Below are 22657 nucleotides of genomic sequence, written 5' to 3' on the forward strand. Positions count from 1 at the left end.
TGCGAAAACTGTATAATAATTTAGGAAGTTTTATGTGAATTTCACATAAAAATATTTTTGTTTTAGGAAAAATTTTAAATTAAGGAGGAGAAATGGATAAGGCGTCGCCCTATCGAAGGTGGAAGAAAATAAGAAACTAGTATAGTGGCTGATTTCTGTTTGCCATTATACAAGAATATTCGATTGAATATTTCAATTAAATAGGAGAAATAAATGGCAGAAAGAAATTATAACGTTGACAATCTTAAACAACTCCAAAGAGAAATCAACAAGATGAATCCAGTTGATATAGCCGATAAACTTGAGATATTGCCAGAAAAATCTGTAGCAATTTGGATTAAGCTATTAAATAAGGATTTATTGGCAGATACCTTTACTGAGTTGAAACCAGAAAATAAGGATAGGGTATTAAAAATTTTATCCGAAGAAAGTATCAAAGATTTGGTTAGGGAATTAGATGAGGACGAACTGGTAGATACCTTGCAAGAGCTACCTGCAAATATGGTTAAAAAGTTAATGACTAGCCATATTGATAGTGATAGGAGAGAAGTTGTAAATGCACTTCTAGGCTATCCTGAAGAATCAGTTGGTTCTATCATGACAGTTAACTTTTTATCAGTAAAGTCAAGCGAAACTCCAGTAGAAGCTATGAAAAAAGTCATGGAAAGTGACCTTGATGCGGAAAAACTTGAACAAATTTGGGTTACAAATGATTCTCTTATCCTTACAGGTTTTGTATTTATAGCTGACCTTATCAGAAATAAAAAAGGAACCATAGAGTCTATTACCCAACAAATTACTGCAGCAGTTAGCCCTACTGACGACCAAGAGGTAGTAGCAAAATTATCTATCAAGTATGACCTTGGAGAAGTACCAGTTACAGATTCTGAGGGAAGGTTAATTGGTATAGTACCTGCAGAAGACGTAATCGACGTAGTTCACGAAGAGTTACAAGAAGACTTTGCTAACATCACAGGTATTTCTGATCAGGGTGAATCTTATATAGATGAGTCATCATTTATAATTGCAAAAAATAGGACAACTTGGCTAGTAATATGTCTTATAACAGCCACAATGACCGGTTTTATTATTCAAAGATATGAAAGCCTCCTTGCCCAAGCAGTAGCCCTAACAGCCTATATACCAATGTTGATGGATTCTGGTGGTAATGCAGGAAGCCAGTCATCTACAACCATTATGACCCAACTTTTCTCAGGGAATTTGTCTGCGAAAGATTTCTTGAAGGTAGTTTTCAAAGAAATTAGAGTAGGTACCTTGGTATCTTTGGTCCTTGTAGCAGTTAATTTTTTAAGAATTTTTATTGTTGATAATGTGAGCCTTGCAGTAAACCTCACAGTTTCCTTAACTCTATTTTTAACTATAGTTATATCAAATATAATCGGTGGTTTGTTGCCACTATTAGCTGATAAATTACACATAGATCCGACCGTAATGGCAGGTCCGCTTATAACAACAATTGTAGATACAGGTGTACTTTTAATTTATTTTGAAGTAGCATCTTTGTTATTAGGCATATAATTATTTACCGCATACTTATAAAGAGTATGTGGTTTTTTATTTTCAAAGTATTGAAAATTCACTGATATATCAAAAACTAATTTATAAAAATGAAGATAAGTTAATAATTATTTAATGAAAAATTTGACAAGACAAATTTAATGGTGTATATTCTAGATAACAAAGAAAAGCTATGACATGGAAGAGTAGTTGAGAGATTCTTTTTAGAGAGGTATCGGCTGGTGGAAGATACTAAGATATTTTAACGAAAATCACCATTAAGCTGCCCACTGAGATGTAAGTGGTTGTCGGGAGCTCCCGTTATAGAGCTATTCATTAAATGAATTAAGTGCATCATTAGATGAAGAAGAGTGGTACCGCGGATGGTAAAATTTTGTATATTACCCTTCGTCTCTTTATCCAAGTGGAGTAAAGAGACGAAGGTTTTTTTATTCCCAAAACTTATAGGAGGAAATTATGAAATTAAGTAAAAAATTAGCAGTTGGAATGTTATTAGCAGGTCTTGTTTTTACAGGATGTTCAAAGAATGGAGGAAATGAAAAAGAAACTAAGACAGAGGCTGGAGAAACAGTTAAATTAGGAAACTCTGCTCCATTAACTGGTCCACTTTCAATCTATGGAATCACAACCAATAATGGTATAAAACTAGCTATCAAAGAAATAAATGAAGCGGGTGGTATCCTTGGTAAAAAGGTTGAATGGTCAGAATATGACGATAAGGGTGAAATAACAGATGCTGTTACAAACTATAACAAATTAATGGAAGAAAAACCAGGAGCTATCCTTGGTGGAGTACCTTCAAAACCAGCTCTTGCTATGGCAGAATCTGCAGTAAATGACGGAGTTGTTTACATCACACCAACAGGAACCCAAGCTAACATTACAGAAGGTAAAGAAAATGTATTTAGAACTTGCTTTACAGACCCATTCCAAGGTGAAGTTTTAGCAAACTTTTCAAAGGAAAAATTAAGTGCTAAAAAATTAGCTGTTTTACGTAACCAATCATCAGACTTTTCTATGGGTGTTGCTGATGTATTTGTAAAAAAAGCTAAAGAATTAGGAATGGAAGTTGTAGCTGATGAATCTTATGGTGATAGCGATACAGACTTCAAGGCTCAGTTGACTAAGGTTAGAAAAGAAGAACCAGATGTATTATTTATCCCAGATTACTATGAAAAAGTAGCTCTAATAGTACCACAAGTTAGGGATGCTGGTATAAATGCAACTCTTGTTGGAGCTGATGGTTGGGATACAGTTTTATCTGTAATGGATAAATCAAGTTTTGAATCTATAAACAATTCATACTTTACTAACCAATTCACCCTTGAAGATCCAAGTGAAAAAGTTCAAAAATTCATAAAAGATTATAAAGAAGCTTATAAGGATGACCCATCAACATTCGCAGCTGAAGGATATGATACAGTTTATCTCTATAAACAAGCTGTAGAAGAAGCGAAAAGCTTTGATTGGGATAAGGTAATACCTGCTTTAAAGAAAATATCATTTGAAGGTATAACTGGTTCATTCACATATGATGAAAACAACAACCCAGTTAAAACAGCTAAAATGATAAGAATAGAAAATGGCAAATACGAATTTGACAGCGAAGTAGGAGCAAACAAGTAATTTAAGAACTGAAAGGGTCTGACAAATGTCAGGCCCTAATAAAAATAGGTATTTTTCCTATTTAGGAGGAGACATTAATGGATTTTATTAGCCAATTTTTTAACGGCTTACAATTAGGCAGTATCTATGCCCTCGTAGCTCTTGGCTATACAATGGTATATGGTATTGCGAAATTAATAAATTTTGCCCATGGTGATATTATCATGGTTGGAGGATATACAGTATTTCTAGCAATTGGTCTACCGCTATTTAAAACTGGTCTTCCTTTGTGGTTAGCAGTGGTTCCCGCTGTTTTAGTCTGTACTTTGCTAGGGGTATTGATAGAAAGAGTAGCCTACAAACCCTTAAGAAATTCTTCAAGGATTTCCCTACTCATAACAACTATCGGTGTTTCTTTATTTTTACAAAACTTATTCGTAAAAATATTTACATCAAATGCTAAACCCCTACCAGCACTATTTCCACAAAAGGCCCTATCTTTTGGAGATGTGCGACTTTCACTTGCAACAGTAATTACAATCATTTCTACAATTATTTTAACTTATTTATTAAATTTATTTGTAAATAAAACTAAGTATGGCAAGGCTATGCTTGCAGTAAGTGAAGATTATGGTGCGGCTGAACTTGTAGGTATTAACGTAAACCAAGTAATGACAATGACTTTTGCCATAGGATCTGCCCTTGCAGGTGTGGCATCTGTTTTATATGTGGCAAGCTATCCACAAATTCAACCTTTCATGGGTTCTATGTTAGGTATAAAGGCTTTCACAGCTGCAGTTTTGGGTGGAATTGGTTCTATACCAGGAGCTGTGGTTGGTGGACTAATTCTTGGAATAATTGAAGTACTCACAAGGGCCTATTTATCAAGTGCCTACGCAGATGCTATTGTTTTTGTGATTTTAATACTAGTTTTACTCATCCAACCAAATGGGTTATTTGGTAAGCTAGAGAAAGAAAAGGTGTGATTTATGTCCATAAATAAAAAGAAAACTTATCTTATCACAACAGCCTTAGTTGTATTATTTTTTGTAATTGTCCAAGGCCTTATTGGTGGTGGATTAATAAATAGGTATTGGCAAAATATTTTGATTTTAATCTGCATAAATATCATAATGTCAACTTCCTTAAACTTGACAGTAGGTGTCTTAGGTCAGATTAACTTAGGTCACGCTGGTTTTATGGCAATTGGCGCCTACGCAGCAGCCTTATTTTTGAAATCAGGTTTAGTAGGTGGATTTTTAGGATATTTCCTTAGCTTAATAATAGCTGGTGTCGTTGCAGGATTTTTCGGAATATTGATAGGTCTACCAGTTTTAAGACTAACTGGTGATTATTTAGCTATAGTTACCCTCGCTTTTGGTGAAATAATAAGGGTATTTATAGAAAATTTATCATTTACTGGTGGTGCTCAAGGTCTGGCAGGCATACCTACAACACATGATTTTGGGAAATATTTTTTGGTTGCAGCCTTTTTGGTTACAATGATATTTACCTATGCTTCTTGTAGGCACGGTAGGGCAGTTCTATCTATAAGGGATAATGAACTAGCTGCTGAAAGTTGTGGTATTAATATTACCAAATATAAGACTTTTGCCTTTGCCTTATCTGCCTTGTTTGCAGGCGTGGCTGGTGCCTTATATGCACAAAGTTTTGGTGTTTTGGCGGCTAATATTTTTAACTATAATAAATCTTTCGACTACCTTGTAATGGTTGTTTTGGGTGGTATGGGATCAATGACAGGTGCAATATTCTCATCAATTGGTCTTACAGTCCTACCTGAGGTATTAAAACCACTTGCTGAGTGGAGGATGGTAATTTATGCTGTTATCCTAATAGCAGTTATGATTTATAGACCACAAGGTTTGTTAGGCAGGAAAGAATTTTCTTTAAGAAAGTTATTAAACATAGATAAATACAAGAAGGGAGATGTAAAAGGTGAATAGTAAGGAATTAATAAGTGAAAATGTTCTTGAAATAAATAATCTTGGCATCTCTTTTGGTGGACTTAAGGCTGTAGAAAATGTAAGCTTTAAAATTAAAAAGGGTGAATTATTAGGATTAATAGGACCAAACGGTGCTGGTAAAACTACACTTTTTAATATGCTTTCAGGAGTGTACACACCTACAAGTGGGGAAATTATCCTTGACGGACAAAAAGTAAATGGAATTTCACCTGATAAGTTATCCAAACTTGGAGTTGCTAGGACTTTTCAAAATATAAGATTATTTGACAATTTGACAGTTCTTGATAATGTAAAACTCGCCATGAACCAATATATGGAATATGGGGTTTTGACAGGAATGTTTAGACTTCCATCTTATTGGAAGGAAGAAAATGAGGCGACAAAGAGAGCCAAAGATATCCTAAGATTATTTGATTTGGAAAAGTATTTTATGGCTATAGCAGGATCTCTCCCATACGGAGCTCAAAGAAAGTTAGAGATAGCTAGGGCTATGGCAACTAGGCCAAAAGTATTATTGTTAGACGAACCTGCCGCTGGTATGAATGAATCAGAAACCAAAGACCTAATGGATTCTATAAGGATAATTAGGGAAAATACTGGTGTTTCAATCCTACTTATTGAACACGACATGAACTTGGTTTTAGGTATCACTGATAGATTAATTGTTTTAAATTATGGGGAAATCTTAGCTGAAGGTAATCCACGAGAAGTTATTTCTAATAAAGAAGTTGTTAGAGCCTACCTTGGTAGTTAGAAAGAGGAAAAAATGAGTATTTTAAGAGTAGAAAATTTAAGTGTTTCTTACGGAAATATCAAGGCTTTAAAAGGAATTAGCCTTAGGGTTGAGGAAGGCGAGGTTGTTTCACTAATAGGCGCAAATGGCGCTGGTAAAACTACTACCCTCCAAACAATTTCTGGACTTTTAGGTGTTCAAGAAGGCGATATATTCTTCAATGATAAGTCAATAAAGAAACAAAAGGCTTTTCAAATCACCAGGGAAGGTCTGGCCCAAGTTCCAGAGGGCAGAAGAGTTTTCAAAGGTCTTTCTGTAGAGGATAACCTAAAGCTTGGATCTATTTCTTCAGGCCTAAATCCTGATGAACTTAAGGCAGAACTAGAAAAAATTTATAAGCTTTTTCCAGTTCTTAAGGAAAGAAAAAATCAAAAAGCAGGAACTCTTTCAGGTGGTGAACAGCAAATGCTTGCTATGGGAAGAGCCCTCCTTACAAATCCAAAAGTTCTTTTATTAGATGAACCATCTATGGGACTTTCACCTTTATTCGTAGATAAAATTTTCGATACAATTAGAATTTTAAAAGAAGAAGGCAGAACCATTTTATTGGTTGAACAAAATGCTAACCTAGCCTTAGACATAGCTGATAGGGCCTATGTTTTAGAGACAGGAAAAATTGTAAAAGAAGGTAAGGCTTCAGAATTAAAATCAGATCCTGATGTAAAAGCAGCCTACCTTGGCGTATAAAATCCAAAAAAGCCTCTCTTTGCTGGCTATACCAGGAAGGAGGGGCTTATTTTAATTAATATTCTTTGGCAAGTTCATAAAGGGTTTTAACGTGAACACCTGTTGCACCTTTGCCGTTAATACCTTGTGGAGCTGATAGGTAAGCAGTTCCTGCTATATCTAAGTGTACCCAAGGATAATCTTCAACGAAATTCTCTATAAATTGACCAGCAGTTATAGAACCAGCCTTTGGTCCACCGGAATTTTTAACATCGCCGTTTTCGGATTCGTTGTAAGTTTTATAAAATGGATCATTTGGCATTAGCCAAATCTTTTCGTCAACCTTTTTACTTGCTTGTAGGACTTTCTTAAAAGCACCTTTGTTATTTGTAATAGAAGCTGTGTAAGTCTCACCAAGAGCGCTGATAGCAGCACCTGTTAGGGTAGCAAGGTCTATTATCAAGGCAGGTTTATATTCTGTAGCAGCATAATTAACAGCGTCAGCAAGGGTAATCCTTCCCTCAGCATCAGTATTATCTACATCTATTGTCATTCCATTACGTGCTTTTATAATGTCACCTGGTTTGTAAGCCCTACCAGAAATTAGGTTTTCACATGCAGCAACAATTCCAACTACGTTTACCTTTAATTTATTAAGGGCTATAGCCTTCAAAGCACCAATAACTGAGCCAGACCCACCCATATCTGAGTTCATAGTTTTCATACCAACTGAAGTTTTAATCGAATATCCACCAGCGTCGTAGGTAAGACCTTTACCAACCAATGCGAGTGGAGCCTTATCTTGTTCTCCGTGTAAATATTCCATAACTATAAACTTAGGTTCCTTATCAGATCCTTTTGCAACCTCATAAAAAGCAGTAAGTCTCATGTTTAGGATTTCATCCTTGCCATAAATTTTAACTTTAACACCAAGGTCTGAGAGATTTTCAGATGCTTTTTGTGCTAGACTTTCTGGGTAAATGTCATTTGACCTTAGGTTTACTAGGTCACGAGTTAAAAATTGCCCACAAAGTACATTCTGGAGCTCAGTTAATTCTTGTTCGTAGCAAGCAAATTTTTCGTTCAAATTCACTTCCTTAAATAAATTATTCTTCTTTTCAGATTTGTAATAATCAAAGTCATAAGAAGAAACTATAAGTGCCTCTGCTAGGCTTAGAATAAAGTTTTTGTCATCAAGTTTTGTAGGATTTTCTTTAACGGAAATTTCTTCCACATCTTTTTCTTTAAGAAATTTCCCTAAAGAACAAATTGCTTCCTTAAAAATTTCCTTATCAAACTTATCCTTTTCGCCAAGACCTAGGACAATTTTTCCATGAAAACCAATAATTTCCCCCTTATTTCCCTTGAAAAATTCGAGTTCAGTATGGTCTTTAAAGGCAAATTCTAGGGCATTTTTATCTTTAGATTTAAAATTAAAATTCATATATTCCTCCTTTAAATATCATACAAGATAAAAAAATATCTTCACTTATTTATAACATTTTCTCACAATAGGATATAATATAGGAGAGGTCATTATGGGAAATGAAATAATACTTAAAGACAAAACAAGGATATATTATAAGGAGTATGGTTTTGGAGAAGATTTGTTTCTTCTTCATGGTAACGACGGAGATATGACTTATTTCGAATATCAAATAGGCTATTTATCTAAATATTTCCACATAATTCTGATTGACTTTAGAGATCATGGATTTTCTACAAATACCAAGGGAAGACTTGATTTTGACCTATTAGCAACTGATTTGAATGAAGTTTTTGAAAATTTGGGAATTAAAAAAGCGAGCCTTTTAGGTTTTTCAGATGGGGCAAATCTTTGTCTTATTTTCCATAAGTTATTTCCCGAAAAGATAAATAAGATGATTTTAAATGCCCCAAATGCAAGGTTTGAGGGAATCACACTCCCGGCTAAGATCTATATGATAATTGAAAATGTTTTTTGGTCTATATTACCATTTTTTAAAAGAAATAAGAGGGTTGCTAAACTCTTATTAACAGATTTAAAGATTGATATAAGAGATTTGAGAGATATAGACAAGGAGACTTTGATACTAGCAGGTTCTCGTGATTTAATAAGGATATCTCACATTAAAAAAATTGCTAAGAATATTAAAAATTCAAAATTAATAATAGTTAAAAATCAAGGGCATAGGCTAGCAAGAACTGCTCCTGAAATATTTAACAAATTAGTTTATAAATTTATGAAAGGAGAATTATGAAAATTATTAAACAATATAAACAAAGCTTGATTAATATATCGATATTGTTTTTAATATTAATATCACTTTATTATCTAGCTAGATCCCCACTTAATATTTGGCTAAGGATACCAATAGGACTTGCGCTTTTAGGTTTCTTACTAAAATTTTTCTTTAATTTCAAAGATGTTTTCATAAAAATCAAGGAGAATTACGGAGAACTCGCCGCTAAGTTGTTTAAGGAAGCTATACAAAAATTAAATTCAGCTTTTATCGGATTTTATGGTTTGACCTATATTTTGAGCGCCAATGCAGGTGATTTTTTATCGTATTTTCCCTTTAATGAATTTTCTTTTGTGACAGTTGGTTTATTTAGGGCCTTTACTGAATTAATGATTGGCTTTTTATTCATAGTATCAGCTAGACTTTCATTTTCTAGGCAAAAAAGATTTGAAAAAATTCTTTACCCCTTGTGTGTATTTACAGGCATCTATTTGTACTTAGTAGATGAACCGATAGTTGGTTTGATGCCCTTAGGAATAATTGCCTTGTTAACTTATTTTACAAGGGATACCTTGGTCAAAGAAAGTTTTATTTATAGCATGGAAGAAGTGCTAATCGACCTTGTCTTTGGGGGTTTTTGGATAATTATATATTTTAAAAACACCTTCATGACAAGACCTCTAATAACTTTTCCCCTAGCCTATAAGTTTGTATTTTTTGCCATAACTTTTATGGTTATGGCTTTGGCCCTAAGATTAATACTTGCTTTTATGAAAAGTCATGAAGATTTTTTAACCAAGCCTGACTTGCGAACATATAAAGAATTTTTAGAAAATAACAATTTAAATTCGTCAACATCTGCAGGCCTAGGACTTTTGGGTGATAAATATATTCATTACTATGAAAAAGATGGCGAAAAAGTACTTGCCTTTATATATCAAATTGTAAACAATAAAATTATATTGATGGGTGAACCAATCGGCAAGAGAGAATTTTTAGAAGAAGGATTGAATGATTTTTTGAAAAAATGCGAAGTCCTATCTTTAAATCCAGTTTTTTATGAAGTAGGCAGAGAATTTACACTCTTACTCCATGATTATGGTTATGATTTCATGAAATTTGGAGAAAATGCTTTTTTAGACTTGGAAAAATTTAGCTTAGCGGGTAGAAAAAAATCAAGTCTTAGAAATATTTTAAATAGGTTCGAAAAAGATGGGTATGAATTTAAAATTGTTGAACCTCCCTTTGATGAAAAAACTTTTGATAGGCTCCAAGTAATATCAGATAAGCGGTTGAAAGGTAGGGAAGAAAAAGGATTTTCTTTGGGATTTTTTGATAGATCCTATCTAAATGATTCGGCTATAGCCTTTGTTTTAGACGAAAAAGGAGAAATAACAGCCTTTACTAGTTTGATGCCAAATTTTGATAATAAAATATTGACGATTGACTTAATGCGTTATGATACAGATATGAACGTAAATTCAATGATGGATTACCTGTTTTTGAACTTGTTTATCTATGCACAGGAGAATAATTATAAGTATTTTAACTTGGGTATGGCACCACTTTCAAATGTGGGAATTTACAAATCAGCCTATTTATCAGAAAGGATTGCTTCACTAATATTTAAATATGCAGACAGCTTGTATCCTTTTAAAGGGCTTAGGAATTATAAATCAAAGTATGCAACAAATTGGGAAAGCAGGTACACTTGCTTTGCTAAAGGTAATTTTATAATCACTTCTATATTTGCAATAATTGCAGCAGATAAGGGGAAAATTAAGGAGGTTTAATATATATTTATATTTATTAGAAATAAGTGTTGAAATTTATGATAGTTTTTCATTAGAAGATAAAAGTAAGATAGTAGATGGCATCATAGATTATGCTAAAAATAATTTTGATGTATCAGCAACTGAATATGCAGATCGCGAATTTTTCAATCTATCAAGTATGGCCTTTGTCTCAGTTTCAAACGATAAAGACCAAGCAAAATTAGCTTTGGAAAGTATTAAAAAAAGAATAAAAGAGAATAAACAAGTTAAAATCATTGAGGAAAATATTCAGAGATTACTTTAACATATTAAGGGTAAGAATAAAAAATAGGAGGAATTATGAAAATTATTTGCTATAGCAAGTGTTCGACTTGCAAGGGTGTCCTAAAGGAAATGGATGCAAAAGGTTTAAAGTACGAACTTAGAGATATAAAGGAAGATAATCCAACAAAAGAAGAAATAAAAAAGTGGCATGAGGCTACAGACTATGATATAAAGAGGTTTTTTAATACTTCTGGCATGATATATAGGCAAGAAAATTTGAAAGACAAGCTCAAAGATATGACACTTGAAGAAAAATACGATAAGCTTGCCTCTGATGGAATGCTTGTAAGAAGACCAATTCTCTTTTTAGATGATGGAAAAATCTTGGTTGGACCTGATGTTAAAAAATACGTTGAATCACTATAATTTATTGCAGATTAACTGATAAAGGTGTATCATATAAAAAACTTAAGGGGTTAGATATGAGAAAAAAATTAACTTTATCAGAAAATTTGTTAATTGGCTCCTTACTTTTTGGCTTATTCTTTGGTGCAGGAAACTTGATTTTCCCCTGAGAACTCGGTCAAAGATCTGGAGCCAATATTTCTTTAGTAACAATAGGATTTTTGCTTTCTGCAGTAAGTCTGCCAATTCTTGCTGTGGTGGCAACGGCTGCTAGTGATAGTGAAAGCTTGTTTGATTTGTCAAAAGCGGCAGGACGCAAGTTCGCTTACTTTTTTACAAGCTTATTGTATTTGACAATTGGACCTGGTTTTGCTATTCCAAGGACAGCTACAACTACATATGAGGTAGTCTTTGGTGGAAATAATAATTTTTATAATGCCCTAGGCTTATTAATATTTTCTTTAGTATTTTTTGCCCTAGTATTGTATTTTTCAATCAAAAAAGCAAAGCTAATTGATACTATTGGTAAATTTATGACACCCTTATTTTTAATCTTGTTGTCATTCTTACTAATATTTACTATTTTTAAGCCAATGGGACCTGTTGGTGTAAATATGCCAACACCTAAATATGTTTCAAATGCCTTAGCAGTTGGCTTTGTAGATGGATATAACACCTTAGATGCTCCTGCAGGTTTGGCCTTTGCTATTATTATAATTTCTAATATTAAAGAATTAGGAGTTACAGATAAAAAGTCCATGGCGCTAGAAACCTTAAAATCAGGTGTAGTTTGTCTTTTAGCTATGTCGATAATTTATGCTGGTCTTTCCTTTATGGGAGGCGCATCAGCAAACATTTTAGATAATTTTGAAAATGGTGCAGTTATCTTATCAAAAATATCTGAGTATTATTTAGGAAATCTTGGCCACATACTTTTATCTATAATTGTATTTCTTGCTTGTTTAAAAACTGCAATTGGCTTGGTTTCTGCTTGTTCTGAAATGTTTGAGGAGATGTTTAAAAACAAGGTATCCTATAAAACATATTGTGTAATATTTTCTTTGGTTTCACTACTAATTGCAAACCTGGGATTAAAGCAAATTATAACCCTTTCATTACCAGTTTTGATGTTCATTTATCCAATATCAATAGTCCTAATAGCCTTATCTATTATTTCTATTTTTGTTGGTAAGAGAAAATTTGTTTATCAAATTTGTCTTGGAGTCACAGCGATATTTGCTTTCTTAGACTTTTTAAAGGCATCACCGGATATAATAAGCAAGACTGGCTTTGTTACAAAAATATTAGATCTTGCAAGCGCTAGTTTACCGGGATTTGAAATTGGTTTTGCTTGGATACTTCCAGCACTTATAGCATTTTTCTTGGGACTAATTATAGATAAAAAGCTTCTTAGAAATTGAATTTAAATATATAAAAAGTATGATGTTATTTAGATTTATGAGAGGTAAATATGACTGATTTTATACTAAGCGCTGAATCGACTGTTGATCTTCCACGAGAAGTACTAGAAAAAGAAAATATAAGATGGATTGGCTTTCCCTATCAGATAGATGATGTAGACTTTATAGATGATTTAGGTCTTACTATGAAATTAGAAGATTTTTATCAGAAATTAAATGAAGGTTCTATTGCAAGAACTAGCCAAATAACCTATATACGTTACATGGAGTATTTTGAAAACCTACTAGAAGAAAATAAGGATATCCTTCATTTGTCTTTGTCATCAGGTATGACCGGTGGTGTTCAACAAGCTCTTATGGCAAAAGAAGAACTTGAAAAAAAGTATCCAGACCGAAAAATATATATAGTAGATAGTTTAACTGCAACATCCACCGAAGGTCTAATTTTACTTGCCTTAAATGAGCTTCGTAAGGAAGGGAAGTCCATTGAGGAAGTTTATGATTGGGCTTTGGAAAATAGAAGATTGGCAAACGCGGTATTTTTCACCTCAGATTTAACTTACCTTGTAAGAGGGGGAAGGTTATCTAGGGCAGCAGGTTCTTTTGGTAATCTTTTAAATATTTGTCCTATGATGGAGTCAAATACAGAAGGTGAAATTGTCGTTATTGACAAGATTAGAACAAAGAAAAAAGCCATGAAAGCTTTAGTTAAGAAGATAAAAGAGCGTTTAATAGGAGATTTCCCATATAATAATGAAATTATTGTAGTTCATTCTAACAATTACGATGATGCTTTAGACCTAAAAGAGAGGCTTGAAGAAGTCTTAGATGATTATAAGGGGAAAATTATTATTTACGAAATAGGTACAACAGTAGGAAGTCACGTAGGACCAGGACTTGTTGGTGCTTGTTTCTGGGGAGAAGGAAAAACTATATAGGGATAGTCGCTTGGGCGACTCCCTTTTTTTATGAGGTAAATTATGAGATTAAGACACAAACCACATGCAATCCCAACTATGAAAGAAAGCCAATTTATAATATTTGATCCACAAAATCATAAGGGGGATTGGCAAGAATTATTCAAAAATAAGAATGAAATAGAATTAGAGATAGGGGCTGGTAAGGGAGAGTTTATTGTAGGTAAGGCTATAAACGACACCAATAAAAACTTCTTAGCTTTAGAAATGAATACCAATGCCTTTGTAGCTGCTTGTAGAAAAATTGAAGAAAATGAACTAACTAATGTATATGGGATTGTTGGCAAGGCTGAAGACCTCTTAGATATGTTCGATGAAAATGAAATTTCGAAGATTTATCTAAATTTTTCTACTCCTTGGCCTAAAAAACGTCACAACAAGAGAAGACTTTCTCATCCTAATTTTTTAAAATTGTACCAAGTTATCTGCAAAAGTGGAGCTGAGCTAGAGCTAAAAACAGATAACGAAGATTTTTTTGAAGGATCTTTATCATATTTTGACGATTTTGGAATGGAAATAATAGAGGTTAATAGAAATCTTGCCGAAGAAAAGTCTATTGTCACAGAATACGAAAGAAAATTTAGAGATAAAAATATGCCTATTTTCTATGTGAAAGCTAAATTTAAATAGACATTTTCAATAAAATAAGGTAAAGTTAAAATAAATTAATAAAAACGGGAGACAAAATGAAAAAAGCTAAGAAATTAATTCTTGGATTGTTTACAGTTTTGATTTTAATTTTTGCTTCATACTTTTTTGGGATGAAAAGTAGTCTTAAAAATTCAGAAACAAAAATTTCATCTGAAATAATCAAAAATCAAATCCTTTCGGTTAAGGAATTGACGACACTCAAGTATAAATACACAAATGTAGGATCTTTTGAAAATCAAGCTGAATTCTACGGCATGAAATTACCTTTTACTCAAAAGAAATTTATTATTTCTTATGACGGTGAGGTGAATGCTGGTATAAACCTAAATGATATTCAGGTCATCTTAAATAAAGAGGATAAAAAAATTAGCATTCAAATACCTAAAGCAGAAATCTTAAACCATGTTATTGATGAAAATTCTCTAACAATTTTTGATGAAAAAAATTCTATATTCAATCAATTAGAAATTAAAGATTTTTCTGATTTTAGGAAAGATGAAATGAAAAAAGTAGAAAAAAGTTTAGAAGATAAAGGGTTCTTAGAAGAAGCTGATAAGAAAACCAAGGAAGCTATAGAAGAAATTCTAAAAATAAATCCTTTATTAGAAGAATATACAATTGAATTTAACTAAAAAAATGCTCTTAGAATATAGATTCTAAGGGCATTTTTATTTGTATATCACAGTTATTCTTTTAAAAAAATAACTAGAATCCTAGATTCGCTACAAATTTTCCTATTGCATAACCAAACTTATAAACTAGAACGAGGGTTATGATAGATGCAAGTATAAAATAAGATGCTGGGTAGTCTTTTTTATATTTTTTTATATGGTCCATAAATTTTTCTCCACTTAAATTTTCTGTTCTTGTATTTAATTATATATTATTATAAGCCTATATGGACAAAAATCAACTTACATCACAAAGTTAACTTATAGATTAGGCTAACCAAGGGATAGAGGATTATTTGATGGGTGAGATATATTGGCATTGAATATCTACCGATTTTTCCTAGCAAATTTTCTTTTATATCAAAATCATAAAAGTTTTTCTCCTTTAAAAATTTCCCCAAAGAAAGGCCTGCTAAAAATGCGAAAAGCCAAGGTATTAATGGAAAGTAGTCATTTGAATAAAAGTCAAATGATGGGAAGCCTATAGGGAATAAATTGGCTTGGTAAAGGCCTTTTAAAAATTCACTATTATAAAAAAGTCCGGCGGGAACTTTATAAGAAAAGGTAAAGGCAAGTATAAATATTGGCCAAAGCTTTGGATTAATTGACTTTTGCATTAAACCAGTAATTATCATTGATAAGCCAAGTCCGTTTAACACTCCCCAGATTATTAGTTGGTCTTTGGCAAAAATATAGGTGATGAAAGTTATTGAAAAACCAATTAGACTTGTGATAATCCCCCTTTTTATATTTTTTTTAGGATTTAAAAAGCTGGATGTTATGCCAGAAATTATAAAAAAGGAAACCGCAATTGATAGTTGCCAAATTTTATTAAAAATAGTTCCGTTATAAAAATTCAAGGTCCAATAGTAGTTTATATTGTAAAATAAGTGGAAGAGGACCATTGAAATTATGGTTAAACCCCTAAAAGTATCTATTATTTGTATTCTTTTCATAAAATCTCCTCCCTTTATTATAACATATGGTAAAATAAACTTATAAAGTTTCTGGAGGAAATATGAAAAATTTTGATGATTATTTAGATTATTTATATGGGAGGGGATCTTCAGGGGAAGACCATACCCTTAGAAATATAAGAAAAGTTATGGAATCCTTTGACAATCCCCAAGATAAGATAAAAACTATCCACGTTGCGGGCACAAATGGTAAAGGCTCTACTGCAAAGATGCTTGCAAATGTACTTTCTAAAAAAGTAAAGTGCGGGATTTTCACTTCGCCTTATATGGTGAGGATAAATGAAGAAATTTCAATTAATGGTTTAGATATAAGCGATGAAGATTTTTGTGATTTGATTGATAGGATTCGTCCTGTTGCAGAAAAATGTGATGAGGAAGGTTACCACATTACATATTTTGAATTTTTAACAGCTATGGTTTATCTTTATTTTTATGAGCAAAATGTTGATGTGGCTGTGATTGAAGTAGGTCTTGGTGGAACTCTTGATTCTACAAATATTATAAAAAGTCCACTTGCATCTGTAATTTGTTCGATTTCTATGGATCATATGAATGTTTTGGGTTCTACTATCGAAGAAATTGCTGCAAATAAGGCTGGTATTATTAAAAAGAACAGACCCGTTTTTGTATATCCTCAAACTAGCCAAGAAGCTTTTGAAATTATAAAAGAGAAATCAATTGCCGAAGGAGCTCAACTTTTCACCTTCAAAAAAAATGAAATAAATATAAAAGATTCTTCTAACGTTGGAAACACTTTTGATTTTAAATCTTACGAAAATGTAAAAACAAGTCTTAGAGGTGAGCATCAAATCTATAATGCAAGCCTTGCCCTTATGGTTTTAGACCATTTTAAAGATGAATTTAACCTTAGCGAAGAAGACATAAAAGATGGAATAGAAGAAACTTACAATCCAGGAAGGGTAGATTTGGTTTCTACTAAGCCAAGGGTTCTCTTGGATGGTTCACACAACAAGGAATCAATCGATGCTTTATTAGATATTCTTAAAAATTTTGACTATGAAAAGTTGATTGTTGGATTTTCAATCTTAAAAGATAAGGACCACAAGGATATTATAAGGAAAATTGCAAGTACTTCTAATAAGTTAATAATAACTCACATAGAAGATAATCCTAGGGCTCTTGATACAGATAAAATAGAAGAAGAAGCTAGGGAATATGCTTCAGATATTCATGTAATTAACGATAACAAAGAAGCCTTTGAATATTCACTAAAAGATGTAGGAGCAAAGGACTTAGTTCTTTGGTGTGGGTCCTTGTACTTGGTTGGAAAGATTTTATCGTTTATAGAAAAATAAAAAAAGTCGTCCATATAATGGCTTGTTTATCAGAGAAATTAAACCAAGTCATATCCTATGGGCGATTTTTGTATTTTTAAAAATTTATATACTATTTAAGTATTTCACTCTAGAAAAAAATTCAGAAGGTAAAGTTTTTTTATTATTTCTCTTCTTGGTTGATAGGATAAATAGTTTTTCCTTGGCTCTAGTCATTGCCACATAAAAGACCCTTCTTTCTTCTTCTAGGTTTTTTTCTGGATTTTTTTCATAATCTATTATAGGAAATTCATTCTTATTTAGGTCAACCACAAAGACTCTATCATATTCTAGCCCCTTTGACCTATGGATGGTTTGAAGGATAAGGTTAGAATTAGACCTCAACTTGATTTTTTTCTTAAGATTTAAGATTTTTTTATCAAAATCTTCTATGGTTTTAAGGTCCTTGGTGAAATTTACAAGACTTTCAATAAATAAATCCTTGTTTACAATTTCCTCAGCAAACTTATTTGCCTTAAGTGATGAATACTCCTTATAGCCCATATATTTGTATATATATGATATTTTTCTGGATAAAGGAAGTTTTCTGAGATGGACCAGCTTTCTTTCGATATCATAAAGGGAATTTTTCCTATCATAGTCAAGCATATCGTAATAAAAATCAAAAACATCTATGTTAATAGGTTTGGTATTAAGTTTTTCAATCTCAATTTTTTTTATATATGTTTTTATCTTATAATAAACATTTTCAAAGGATTCGACATTGTTAAAATCTTCGGAAAATTTGATTATATCAAAAATATCATCTATAATTTGAGACTTAAAAAACTCTAGAAAATCATCGTTAATAATAAAATCAAGCCCATCTTCAAGGAGAAAACTAATTAGGTTAATGGCAGAAATATTATTTCTGAATAAGATAGCATTAGTTTGGTTAGGAGAAAGATTTTTCTTGATGAAATTATACTGGTCGTGGGAATCACCAAGGGTTTTGATTACAACTTTTTCTCCAGTTTCCTTATTGCTTATAATATTTTTTTCATAACGATACTTGTTTTCCTTTATAAAATTGCCTGCGAGGTATGAAATATTTCTGCTAGACCTGTGGTTTTCGTTCATGATGATTATTTCTGCATTTGGATAATGAGCCTTAAAATCAAGTAGATACTCAGGTTCAGCTGCTCTAAAAGAATAGATTGATTGGTCATCATCTGCAACTACCATAAAATTATTATTAAGTTTTACAATTTCATGTAAGATTTTAAATTGTATAATGGATGTATCTTGCCCTTCGTCTAGCTGAAAATATTGGTATTTGTTGTGAATTGATTTTAAAAGTCTAGGATTTTCTTCTAGAAGTCTTAGGGCCAAGGTCTGCATATCATCAAAATCTATGTAGTTATTGGTTTTTTTAAAATTTTCATATATTTCATAAACTTTCTCAATATTTTTTATCCTAACTTTTTTGAGGTAGGATTCATCTAACATGGCATTTTTCATGTAGGATGTTTCTGTAAAAAAGTTCATCACGTCTTCTCTTGATACTTTTTTATTGTTTATATCCTGATAGATACGTCTTACCAAGTCATATTTATTATAAGTATCTGTAGATTCTAATAGTCTTAATTCTCTATGAAATTTTTTTAAGTAATTTCTTATAATTAGGTAGCAAAAAGCATGAATGGTCATGATATTTGTATCATCACTACCGTAGCGATTTTTCATATCAATAGCTTGGGTCCTAGAAAAAGTTAAGGTTAAGATCTTATTTGGATTTATAATTTTGCTTAGGTTATTAATTCTTTCTAAGAGCATGGTAGTCTTGCCAGCCCCAGGCACTGCAAGGACTAGGCAAGGACCATCAACAAAACTTGCTGCCTTATTTTGTATATCTGTTAATCTCATATTATTATCATACCATATATTTTTTTGAAAAATGTGATAAAATAGGAGGTAAGTATAGTATAATAAAAGTAGTAGAATATAATTATGGGGGAAAATATGCTTACAACACAATTTTTAAAATCTAGAACTTCAACAAGAGATTTCAAGGATGTTGAACTTACAAAATCTGATCTAGAAAAACTTGAAAAAATAATTGATGCAGAAATTATAAAATTAGGAAAGGATGACCTTTCTTTTATAATCCAAACCGATGGAGAAAGAGTATATAAGGCTCTTGATGGTAAGGCTGGATATAAAGGAATAATGATTAAGGCACCAGCTTACCTTGCCTTAAATACCCTAAATAACGACCCAGCAAGCTTAGTTAAGGGCGCTTATGGTGTAGAAGAAATAATCACAGAACTTGACAAAATGGGAATCGGCAACTGCTGGATTACAGTAGGAGATGTAGAAGAAAATGTTAAAAAATCTGTATTTGACTATGACAAGGGTCAAGTAAACCTACTTCTAGCCATTGGTTATCCAGTAGATACAACTGTTAGAGAACATCAGTTTGATGACAGAAAGGGTATTGGCGAATTTGTATTCTTAGATGAAGTTGGTAAAAAAGCTACAAACGAAGACCTTGAACAAAGAGGCTTAGACGAAATTTTTGCCTACGCAAGATTTGCTCCATCAGCTTATAATGCTCAACCATGGAGATTTGTTCTTGTTGATGACTTAATCAAACTTTATATTGAAGATTATAAGGGAAATGCAAACCTACTCGATGCTGGAATTATCATGTACTACATTGATAAATTAGGAGAAAGCATTTCAATGGGTTCAAAATGGGAAATTAAACCAGAAATTAATGACGACAAATATGTCTATATAGCAAGTAAACAACTATAAGATTAAGGGCGCCAAGGCGTCCTTTTTAGGAGGGTGAAATATTGATTAGAATATATAATGAAACTTATTTTGAAAAAATGAGAAAGGCAGCTGAGATTTTATGTCAAACTCACCTTGCCTTAAGAGAAGTAATAAGGCCAGGAATATCTACTAATGATTTAGATAAATTTGCTAATAAATTTATCGTTGACCATAAAAAAGCAATTCCTGCCCAACTAGGTTACCAAGGCTTTCCTTTTACTCTTTGTACATCAGTAAATGATGAGATTTGCCATGGTTATCCAACAGATAGGCCTCTTAAGGAAGGAGATATCTTGTCAATTGATAATGTAGTTAACTTAGGTGGGGGACTCGCTGATTCTTGTTGGACTTATACAATAGGAAAGATGAGTGAAATAGACCAGAAGTTAGTTGATGTAAACCTAGAAGCTCTAAATAAAGCTATAAAAGTTGCTGTGCCAGGTAATAGGATTGGTGACATAGGAGCTGCTATTCAAGAATATGTAGAGGGTGAAAATGGATTTTCTGTTATAAGAGACTTTATTGGTCATGGAATTGGTAAAGAAATGCACGAAGACCCACAAGTACCTCACTATGGCAAGGCTGGTAGAGGACCTAGGATAGAAGCAGGAATGGTATTTACAATAGAGCCAATGATTGCTATAGGTGATTGGCATATGAAGCTTGATGACAATGGCTGGACAGCAAGAACAGTTGATGGTTCAAAGGTAAGTCAATTTGAACATCAATTAATAATTCACGAAGATGGTCCAGAGGTGATTACAGACCAAACAAAGTATAAGCTAACTGAAGAAGACCTAGAATTCATTAAAGCATATAAAGAAAAATATAATTTGTAGTTAGCTATTGAATTTATGCTTAGATGTAGTATTATAAAAATAGATATGGATTGTTAGGAAATTCCGCAAAACCTATCCCAAGTTTATTGGGATAGGTTTTTTCATTTTTAAGGTGGTGGTATAAATTTTTGTTAGAAAGGTACTAAATAATAATTCTATAATATCAGAAGATGCTTCAGGAAAAGAAGTTATTGTAATGGGTAAGGGAGTTGGCTTTAGCAAAAAAATCGGTGATAAGATTGAAGATGACAAAATTCAAAAGATTTTCGTTCTAGAAGGAGACAAGAAAAACAACCAACTTGTCAAACTCTTAGAAGATATACCTGAAGAATATTTTGAGCTATCGCAGATGATTATACAAAGGGCTAGTCAAAGACTAGGCAAGGATTTAGCAGATAGTATTTATTTGTCTTTGACAGATCACTTATATATGGCTATAGCTAGGTATAGGGAAGGTCTTCATTTAAAAAATAAGCTCTTGTTTGAAATAGAAAATTTTTACCCTGATGAATATAGTTTAGGACTTGAAGCTTTAAATATTATAGAATCAACATTTTCTGTAAAAATGTCAGAAGACGAAGCTGGCTTTATAGCTATGCATATAGTTGTATCTGAAAATGGGGATGATATAGAGGATTTCTATAAATCTACAAAGTTAGTTCAGAATATTTTGAATATAGTAAAATTCTTTTTCAAAGTCAATTATAATGTAGAAAGTTTTTATTACCAAAGGTTTTTAAGACACCTTAAGTTTTTTAGTTTGAGGATTTTATCCGATGATAAGCATAAAAAATTATCGCTTGAAAATGATTTGTTACCCTTGATAAAAGATAGGTATTTAGATGCTTATAAATGTACTATAAAAATAAAAGACTTTGTCTATGATTCTTTCGATTATGTTTTAGACGATGAGGAAGTTTTGTATTTAACAATCCATATATCACAAGTAATTAGCGATATAAAGGAGGAAAAAAAGACAAAATAAAATTCTAGTTAGGTAGTTACATTAAGTTGGCTAAACTTTCAATTATAAAAAAATTGGAGGTAAAAATGAAATACGAAAAATTAGCAAAAGATATTATTAAATATGTTGGTGGTAAAGAAAATATTAGGTCTGTAGTCCATTGTTCTACAAGGCTTAGGTTTGAATTGGTGGATGAATCAAAGGCTAATGATGAAAAAGTTCAGGCTTTAAACGAAGTTTTAAGTCTTGTTAAAAAATCCGGTCAATATCAATTAGTTATTGGAAATGATGTAGATAGGGTTTATCAAGAAATAGCAAAAGATTTAAATATAAAAAATTCAAATAATAAGAAAAAAGATGAAAGAAAAGTAGTAGATAGGGTTTTAAGTGCGATTACAGGATCAATTGCTCCAGTAATCCCACTCTTGGCTGGCGTTGGTATAGGAAAGGTTCTTCTTCTTGTACTTAGTTTAACAGGTATTTTGGCAGAAGATTCTCAAACCTATATTATGCTTAAATTTATTTTTGATACTGGATTCTATTTTATGCCAGCCTTTATTGGTTTTTCTGCAGCCAAAATATTTGGTACAAATCAATACTTGGGCGCCTTCCTTGGCCTATGTTTAGTAAACCTGGTTTGGATGGATATAGTAAAAGAAGGTGGTGTATTTAAGTTTTTAGGTCTTAGTGTTCCTTTAGTAAAATATACATCAAGCTTAGTGCCTGCCCTTATGGGTGTTTGGATAATGTCATATGTGGAAAAATATGTCAAGAAAATTGTTCCAGAC

Annotated in this window: 22 protein-coding genes, 1 pseudogene and 1 other annotated feature; of the genes and pseudogenes, 19 read left to right on the top strand and 4 right to left on the bottom strand. The window is 32.2% G+C overall.

Annotated features, from left to right (window positions below; all coding sequences use genetic code 11):
* The first annotated feature begins 213 nt into the window (after nucleotides 1–213).
* The 6 genes from mgtE to RQ907_RS02500 all read left to right on the top strand — a co-directional run bounded on the left by mgtE (nucleotide 214) and on the right by RQ907_RS02500 (nucleotide 6609).
* Entirely contained in the window at nucleotides 214–1539 is a 1326-nt protein-coding gene (gene mgtE, locus RQ907_RS02475) for a magnesium transporter (protein ID WP_311491825.1), read from the top strand.
* A gap of 163 nt (nucleotides 1540–1702) precedes the next feature.
* Nucleotides 1703–1937: a binding site (T-box leader), on the top strand.
* 58 nt (nucleotides 1938–1995) lie between these two features.
* Nucleotides 1996–3165, top strand: coding sequence for an ABC transporter substrate-binding protein (locus tag RQ907_RS02480; protein WP_311491826.1), 1170 nt, complete (start codon nucleotides 1996–1998; stop codon nucleotides 3163–3165).
* 77 nt (nucleotides 3166–3242) lie between these two features.
* Nucleotides 3243–4130 (top strand): branched-chain amino acid ABC transporter permease, encoded by an 888-nt coding sequence (locus tag RQ907_RS02485; protein ID WP_311491827.1) that lies wholly within the window; start codon nucleotides 3243–3245, stop codon nucleotides 4128–4130.
* 3 nt (nucleotides 4131–4133) lie between these two features.
* Nucleotides 4134–5108, top strand: coding sequence for a branched-chain amino acid ABC transporter permease (locus tag RQ907_RS02490; RefSeq protein ID WP_311491828.1), 975 nt, complete (start codon nucleotides 4134–4136; stop codon nucleotides 5106–5108).
* Nucleotides 5101–5883 carry an ABC transporter ATP-binding protein gene (locus RQ907_RS02495; RefSeq protein ID WP_311491829.1) on the top strand — a complete coding sequence of 261 codons (783 nt, stop codon included), beginning with the start codon at nucleotides 5101–5103 and terminating at the stop codon, nucleotides 5881–5883. Before RQ907_RS02490 ends, RQ907_RS02495 begins: the two co-directional genes overlap by 8 nt.
* Nucleotides 5884–5895: 12 nt before the next feature.
* Complete coding sequence (locus RQ907_RS02500) at nucleotides 5896–6609, top strand: ABC transporter ATP-binding protein (RefSeq protein WP_311491830.1); 714 nt, start codon at nucleotides 5896–5898, stop codon at nucleotides 6607–6609.
* A 55-nt stretch (nucleotides 6610–6664) separates the two neighbouring features.
* Here RQ907_RS02500 and RQ907_RS02505 read toward each other — a convergent pair whose 3' ends face one another.
* Nucleotides 6665–8032 carry a leucyl aminopeptidase gene (locus RQ907_RS02505; RefSeq protein ID WP_311491831.1) on the bottom strand — a complete coding sequence of 456 codons (1368 nt, stop codon included), beginning with the start codon at nucleotides 8030–8032 and terminating at the stop codon, nucleotides 6665–6667.
* Nucleotides 8033–8126: 94 nt separating this feature from the next.
* Here RQ907_RS02505 and RQ907_RS02510 point away from each other — a divergent pair, with 94 nt between their 5' ends.
* The 8 genes and pseudogenes from RQ907_RS02510 (at nucleotide 8127) to RQ907_RS02545 (ending at nucleotide 14935) form a co-directional block, all read left to right on the top strand.
* Nucleotides 8127–8828 (top strand): alpha/beta hydrolase, encoded by a 702-nt coding sequence (locus tag RQ907_RS02510; RefSeq protein WP_311491832.1) that lies wholly within the window; start codon nucleotides 8127–8129, stop codon nucleotides 8826–8828.
* The gene (locus tag RQ907_RS02515; protein ID WP_311491833.1) at nucleotides 8825–10603 is read left to right on the top strand and encodes a phosphatidylglycerol lysyltransferase domain-containing protein; all 1779 of its coding nucleotides are present in this window, start codon (nucleotides 8825–8827) and stop codon (nucleotides 10601–10603) included. The genes RQ907_RS02510 and RQ907_RS02515 overlap by 4 nt, the downstream gene beginning before the upstream one ends.
* Nucleotides 10569–10889: a DUF503 family protein gene (locus tag RQ907_RS02520; protein WP_311491834.1), complete on the top strand. Its 321-nt coding sequence runs from the start codon at nucleotides 10569–10571 to the stop codon at nucleotides 10887–10889. The genes RQ907_RS02515 and RQ907_RS02520 overlap by 35 nt, the downstream gene beginning before the upstream one ends.
* A gap of 35 nt (nucleotides 10890–10924) precedes the next feature.
* The gene (locus RQ907_RS02525) at nucleotides 10925–11275 is read left to right on the top strand and encodes a Spx/MgsR family RNA polymerase-binding regulatory protein (RefSeq protein WP_311491835.1); all 351 of its coding nucleotides are present in this window, start codon (nucleotides 10925–10927) and stop codon (nucleotides 11273–11275) included.
* Nucleotides 11276–11331: 56 nt separating this feature from the next.
* Nucleotides 11332–12675 (top strand): annotated as a pseudogene (gene brnQ / locus RQ907_RS02530) (branched-chain amino acid transport system II carrier protein).
* Between the two features lie 50 nt (nucleotides 12676–12725).
* Nucleotides 12726–13613, top strand: a complete 888-nt coding sequence (locus RQ907_RS02535; protein WP_311491836.1) for a DegV family protein — start codon at nucleotides 12726–12728, stop codon at nucleotides 13611–13613.
* Between the two features lie 42 nt (nucleotides 13614–13655).
* Nucleotides 13656–14282 (top strand): tRNA (guanosine(46)-N7)-methyltransferase TrmB, encoded by a 627-nt coding sequence (gene trmB / locus RQ907_RS02540; RefSeq protein ID WP_311491837.1) that lies wholly within the window; start codon nucleotides 13656–13658, stop codon nucleotides 14280–14282.
* Nucleotides 14283–14338: 56 nt separating this feature from the next.
* On the top strand, nucleotides 14339–14935 hold the full coding sequence (locus tag RQ907_RS02545) for a DUF4230 domain-containing protein (RefSeq protein ID WP_311491838.1): 597 nt from the start codon (nucleotides 14339–14341) through the stop codon (nucleotides 14933–14935).
* Between the two features lie 73 nt (nucleotides 14936–15008).
* Here the strand turns inward: RQ907_RS02545 and RQ907_RS02550 are convergent, their stop codons facing one another.
* Nucleotides 15009–15140, bottom strand: coding sequence for a glycerol-3-phosphate transporter (locus RQ907_RS02550; RefSeq protein WP_311491839.1), 132 nt, complete (start codon nucleotides 15138–15140; stop codon nucleotides 15009–15011).
* An 82-nt stretch (nucleotides 15141–15222) separates the two neighbouring features.
* Nucleotides 15223–15930: a heparan-alpha-glucosaminide N-acetyltransferase gene (locus RQ907_RS02555; protein WP_311491840.1), complete on the bottom strand. Its 708-nt coding sequence runs from the start codon at nucleotides 15928–15930 to the stop codon at nucleotides 15223–15225.
* Nucleotides 15931–15992: 62 nt separating this feature from the next.
* On the opposite strand from RQ907_RS02555, the gene RQ907_RS02560 reads away from it, so the two are divergent.
* Complete coding sequence (locus RQ907_RS02560; protein ID WP_311491841.1) at nucleotides 15993–17267, top strand: folylpolyglutamate synthase/dihydrofolate synthase family protein; 1275 nt, start codon at nucleotides 15993–15995, stop codon at nucleotides 17265–17267.
* 84 nt (nucleotides 17268–17351) lie between these two features.
* Here RQ907_RS02560 and RQ907_RS02565 read toward each other — a convergent pair whose 3' ends face one another.
* Nucleotides 17352–19151 (bottom strand): ATP-dependent helicase, encoded by a 1800-nt coding sequence (locus RQ907_RS02565; protein ID WP_311491842.1) that lies wholly within the window; start codon nucleotides 19149–19151, stop codon nucleotides 17352–17354.
* A gap of 96 nt (nucleotides 19152–19247) precedes the next feature.
* Between RQ907_RS02565 and RQ907_RS02570 the strand changes: the two genes are divergently transcribed.
* The 4 genes from RQ907_RS02570 to RQ907_RS02585 all read left to right on the top strand — a co-directional run.
* Entirely contained in the window at nucleotides 19248–20045 is a 798-nt protein-coding gene (locus RQ907_RS02570) for a nitroreductase family protein (RefSeq protein ID WP_311491843.1), read from the top strand.
* A 41-nt stretch (nucleotides 20046–20086) separates the two neighbouring features.
* Nucleotides 20087–20905 carry a type I methionyl aminopeptidase gene (map, locus tag RQ907_RS02575; protein WP_311491844.1) on the top strand — a complete coding sequence of 273 codons (819 nt, stop codon included), beginning with the start codon at nucleotides 20087–20089 and terminating at the stop codon, nucleotides 20903–20905.
* 124 nt (nucleotides 20906–21029) lie between these two features.
* Nucleotides 21030–21890 carry a BglG family transcription antiterminator LicT gene (gene licT, locus RQ907_RS02580; protein WP_311491846.1) on the top strand — a complete coding sequence of 287 codons (861 nt, stop codon included), beginning with the start codon at nucleotides 21030–21032 and terminating at the stop codon, nucleotides 21888–21890.
* A 65-nt stretch (nucleotides 21891–21955) separates the two neighbouring features.
* The coding region (locus tag RQ907_RS02585) for a PTS transporter subunit EIIB (RefSeq protein ID WP_311491845.1) at nucleotides 21956–22657 on the top strand (702 nt) is incomplete at its 3' end.

This window comes from uncultured Anaerococcus sp. (genome assembly GCF_963510575.1).
Classification (GTDB): domain Bacteria; phylum Bacillota; class Clostridia; order Tissierellales; family Peptoniphilaceae; genus Anaerococcus.

Excerpts from the sequence above, each read along its gene's own strand:
- mgtE (WP_311491825.1), top strand. The coding sequence starts at position 214 with ATGGCAGAAAGAAATTATAACGTTGACAATCTTAAACAACTCCAAAGA.
- RQ907_RS02480 (WP_311491826.1), top strand. The coding sequence starts at position 1,996 with ATGAAATTAAGTAAAAAATTAGCAGTTGGAATGTTATTAGCAGGTCTT.
- RQ907_RS02485 (WP_311491827.1), top strand. The coding sequence starts at position 3,243 with ATGGATTTTATTAGCCAATTTTTTAACGGCTTACAATTAGGCAGTATC.
- RQ907_RS02490 (WP_311491828.1), top strand. The coding sequence starts at position 4,134 with ATGTCCATAAATAAAAAGAAAACTTATCTTATCACAACAGCCTTAGTT.
- RQ907_RS02500 (WP_311491830.1), top strand. The coding sequence starts at position 5,896 with ATGAGTATTTTAAGAGTAGAAAATTTAAGTGTTTCTTACGGAAATATC.
- RQ907_RS02505 (WP_311491831.1), bottom strand. The coding sequence starts at position 8,032 with ATGAATTTTAATTTTAAATCTAAAGATAAAAATGCCCTAGAATTTGCC.
- RQ907_RS02510 (WP_311491832.1), top strand. The coding sequence starts at position 8,127 with ATGGGAAATGAAATAATACTTAAAGACAAAACAAGGATATATTATAAG.
- RQ907_RS02515 (WP_311491833.1), top strand. The coding sequence starts at position 8,825 with ATGAAAATTATTAAACAATATAAACAAAGCTTGATTAATATATCGATA.
- RQ907_RS02525 (WP_311491835.1), top strand. The coding sequence starts at position 10,925 with ATGAAAATTATTTGCTATAGCAAGTGTTCGACTTGCAAGGGTGTCCTA.
- RQ907_RS02535 (WP_311491836.1), top strand. The coding sequence starts at position 12,726 with ATGACTGATTTTATACTAAGCGCTGAATCGACTGTTGATCTTCCACGA.
- trmB (WP_311491837.1), top strand. The coding sequence starts at position 13,656 with ATGAGATTAAGACACAAACCACATGCAATCCCAACTATGAAAGAAAGC.
- RQ907_RS02545 (WP_311491838.1), top strand. The coding sequence starts at position 14,339 with ATGAAAAAAGCTAAGAAATTAATTCTTGGATTGTTTACAGTTTTGATT.
- RQ907_RS02550 (WP_311491839.1), bottom strand. The coding sequence starts at position 15,140 with ATGGACCATATAAAAAAATATAAAAAAGACTACCCAGCATCTTATTTT.
- RQ907_RS02555 (WP_311491840.1), bottom strand. The coding sequence starts at position 15,930 with ATGAAAAGAATACAAATAATAGATACTTTTAGGGGTTTAACCATAATT.
- RQ907_RS02560 (WP_311491841.1), top strand. The coding sequence starts at position 15,993 with ATGAAAAATTTTGATGATTATTTAGATTATTTATATGGGAGGGGATCT.
- RQ907_RS02565 (WP_311491842.1), bottom strand. The coding sequence starts at position 19,151 with ATGAGATTAACAGATATACAAAATAAGGCAGCAAGTTTTGTTGATGGT.
- RQ907_RS02570 (WP_311491843.1), top strand. The coding sequence starts at position 19,248 with ATGCTTACAACACAATTTTTAAAATCTAGAACTTCAACAAGAGATTTC.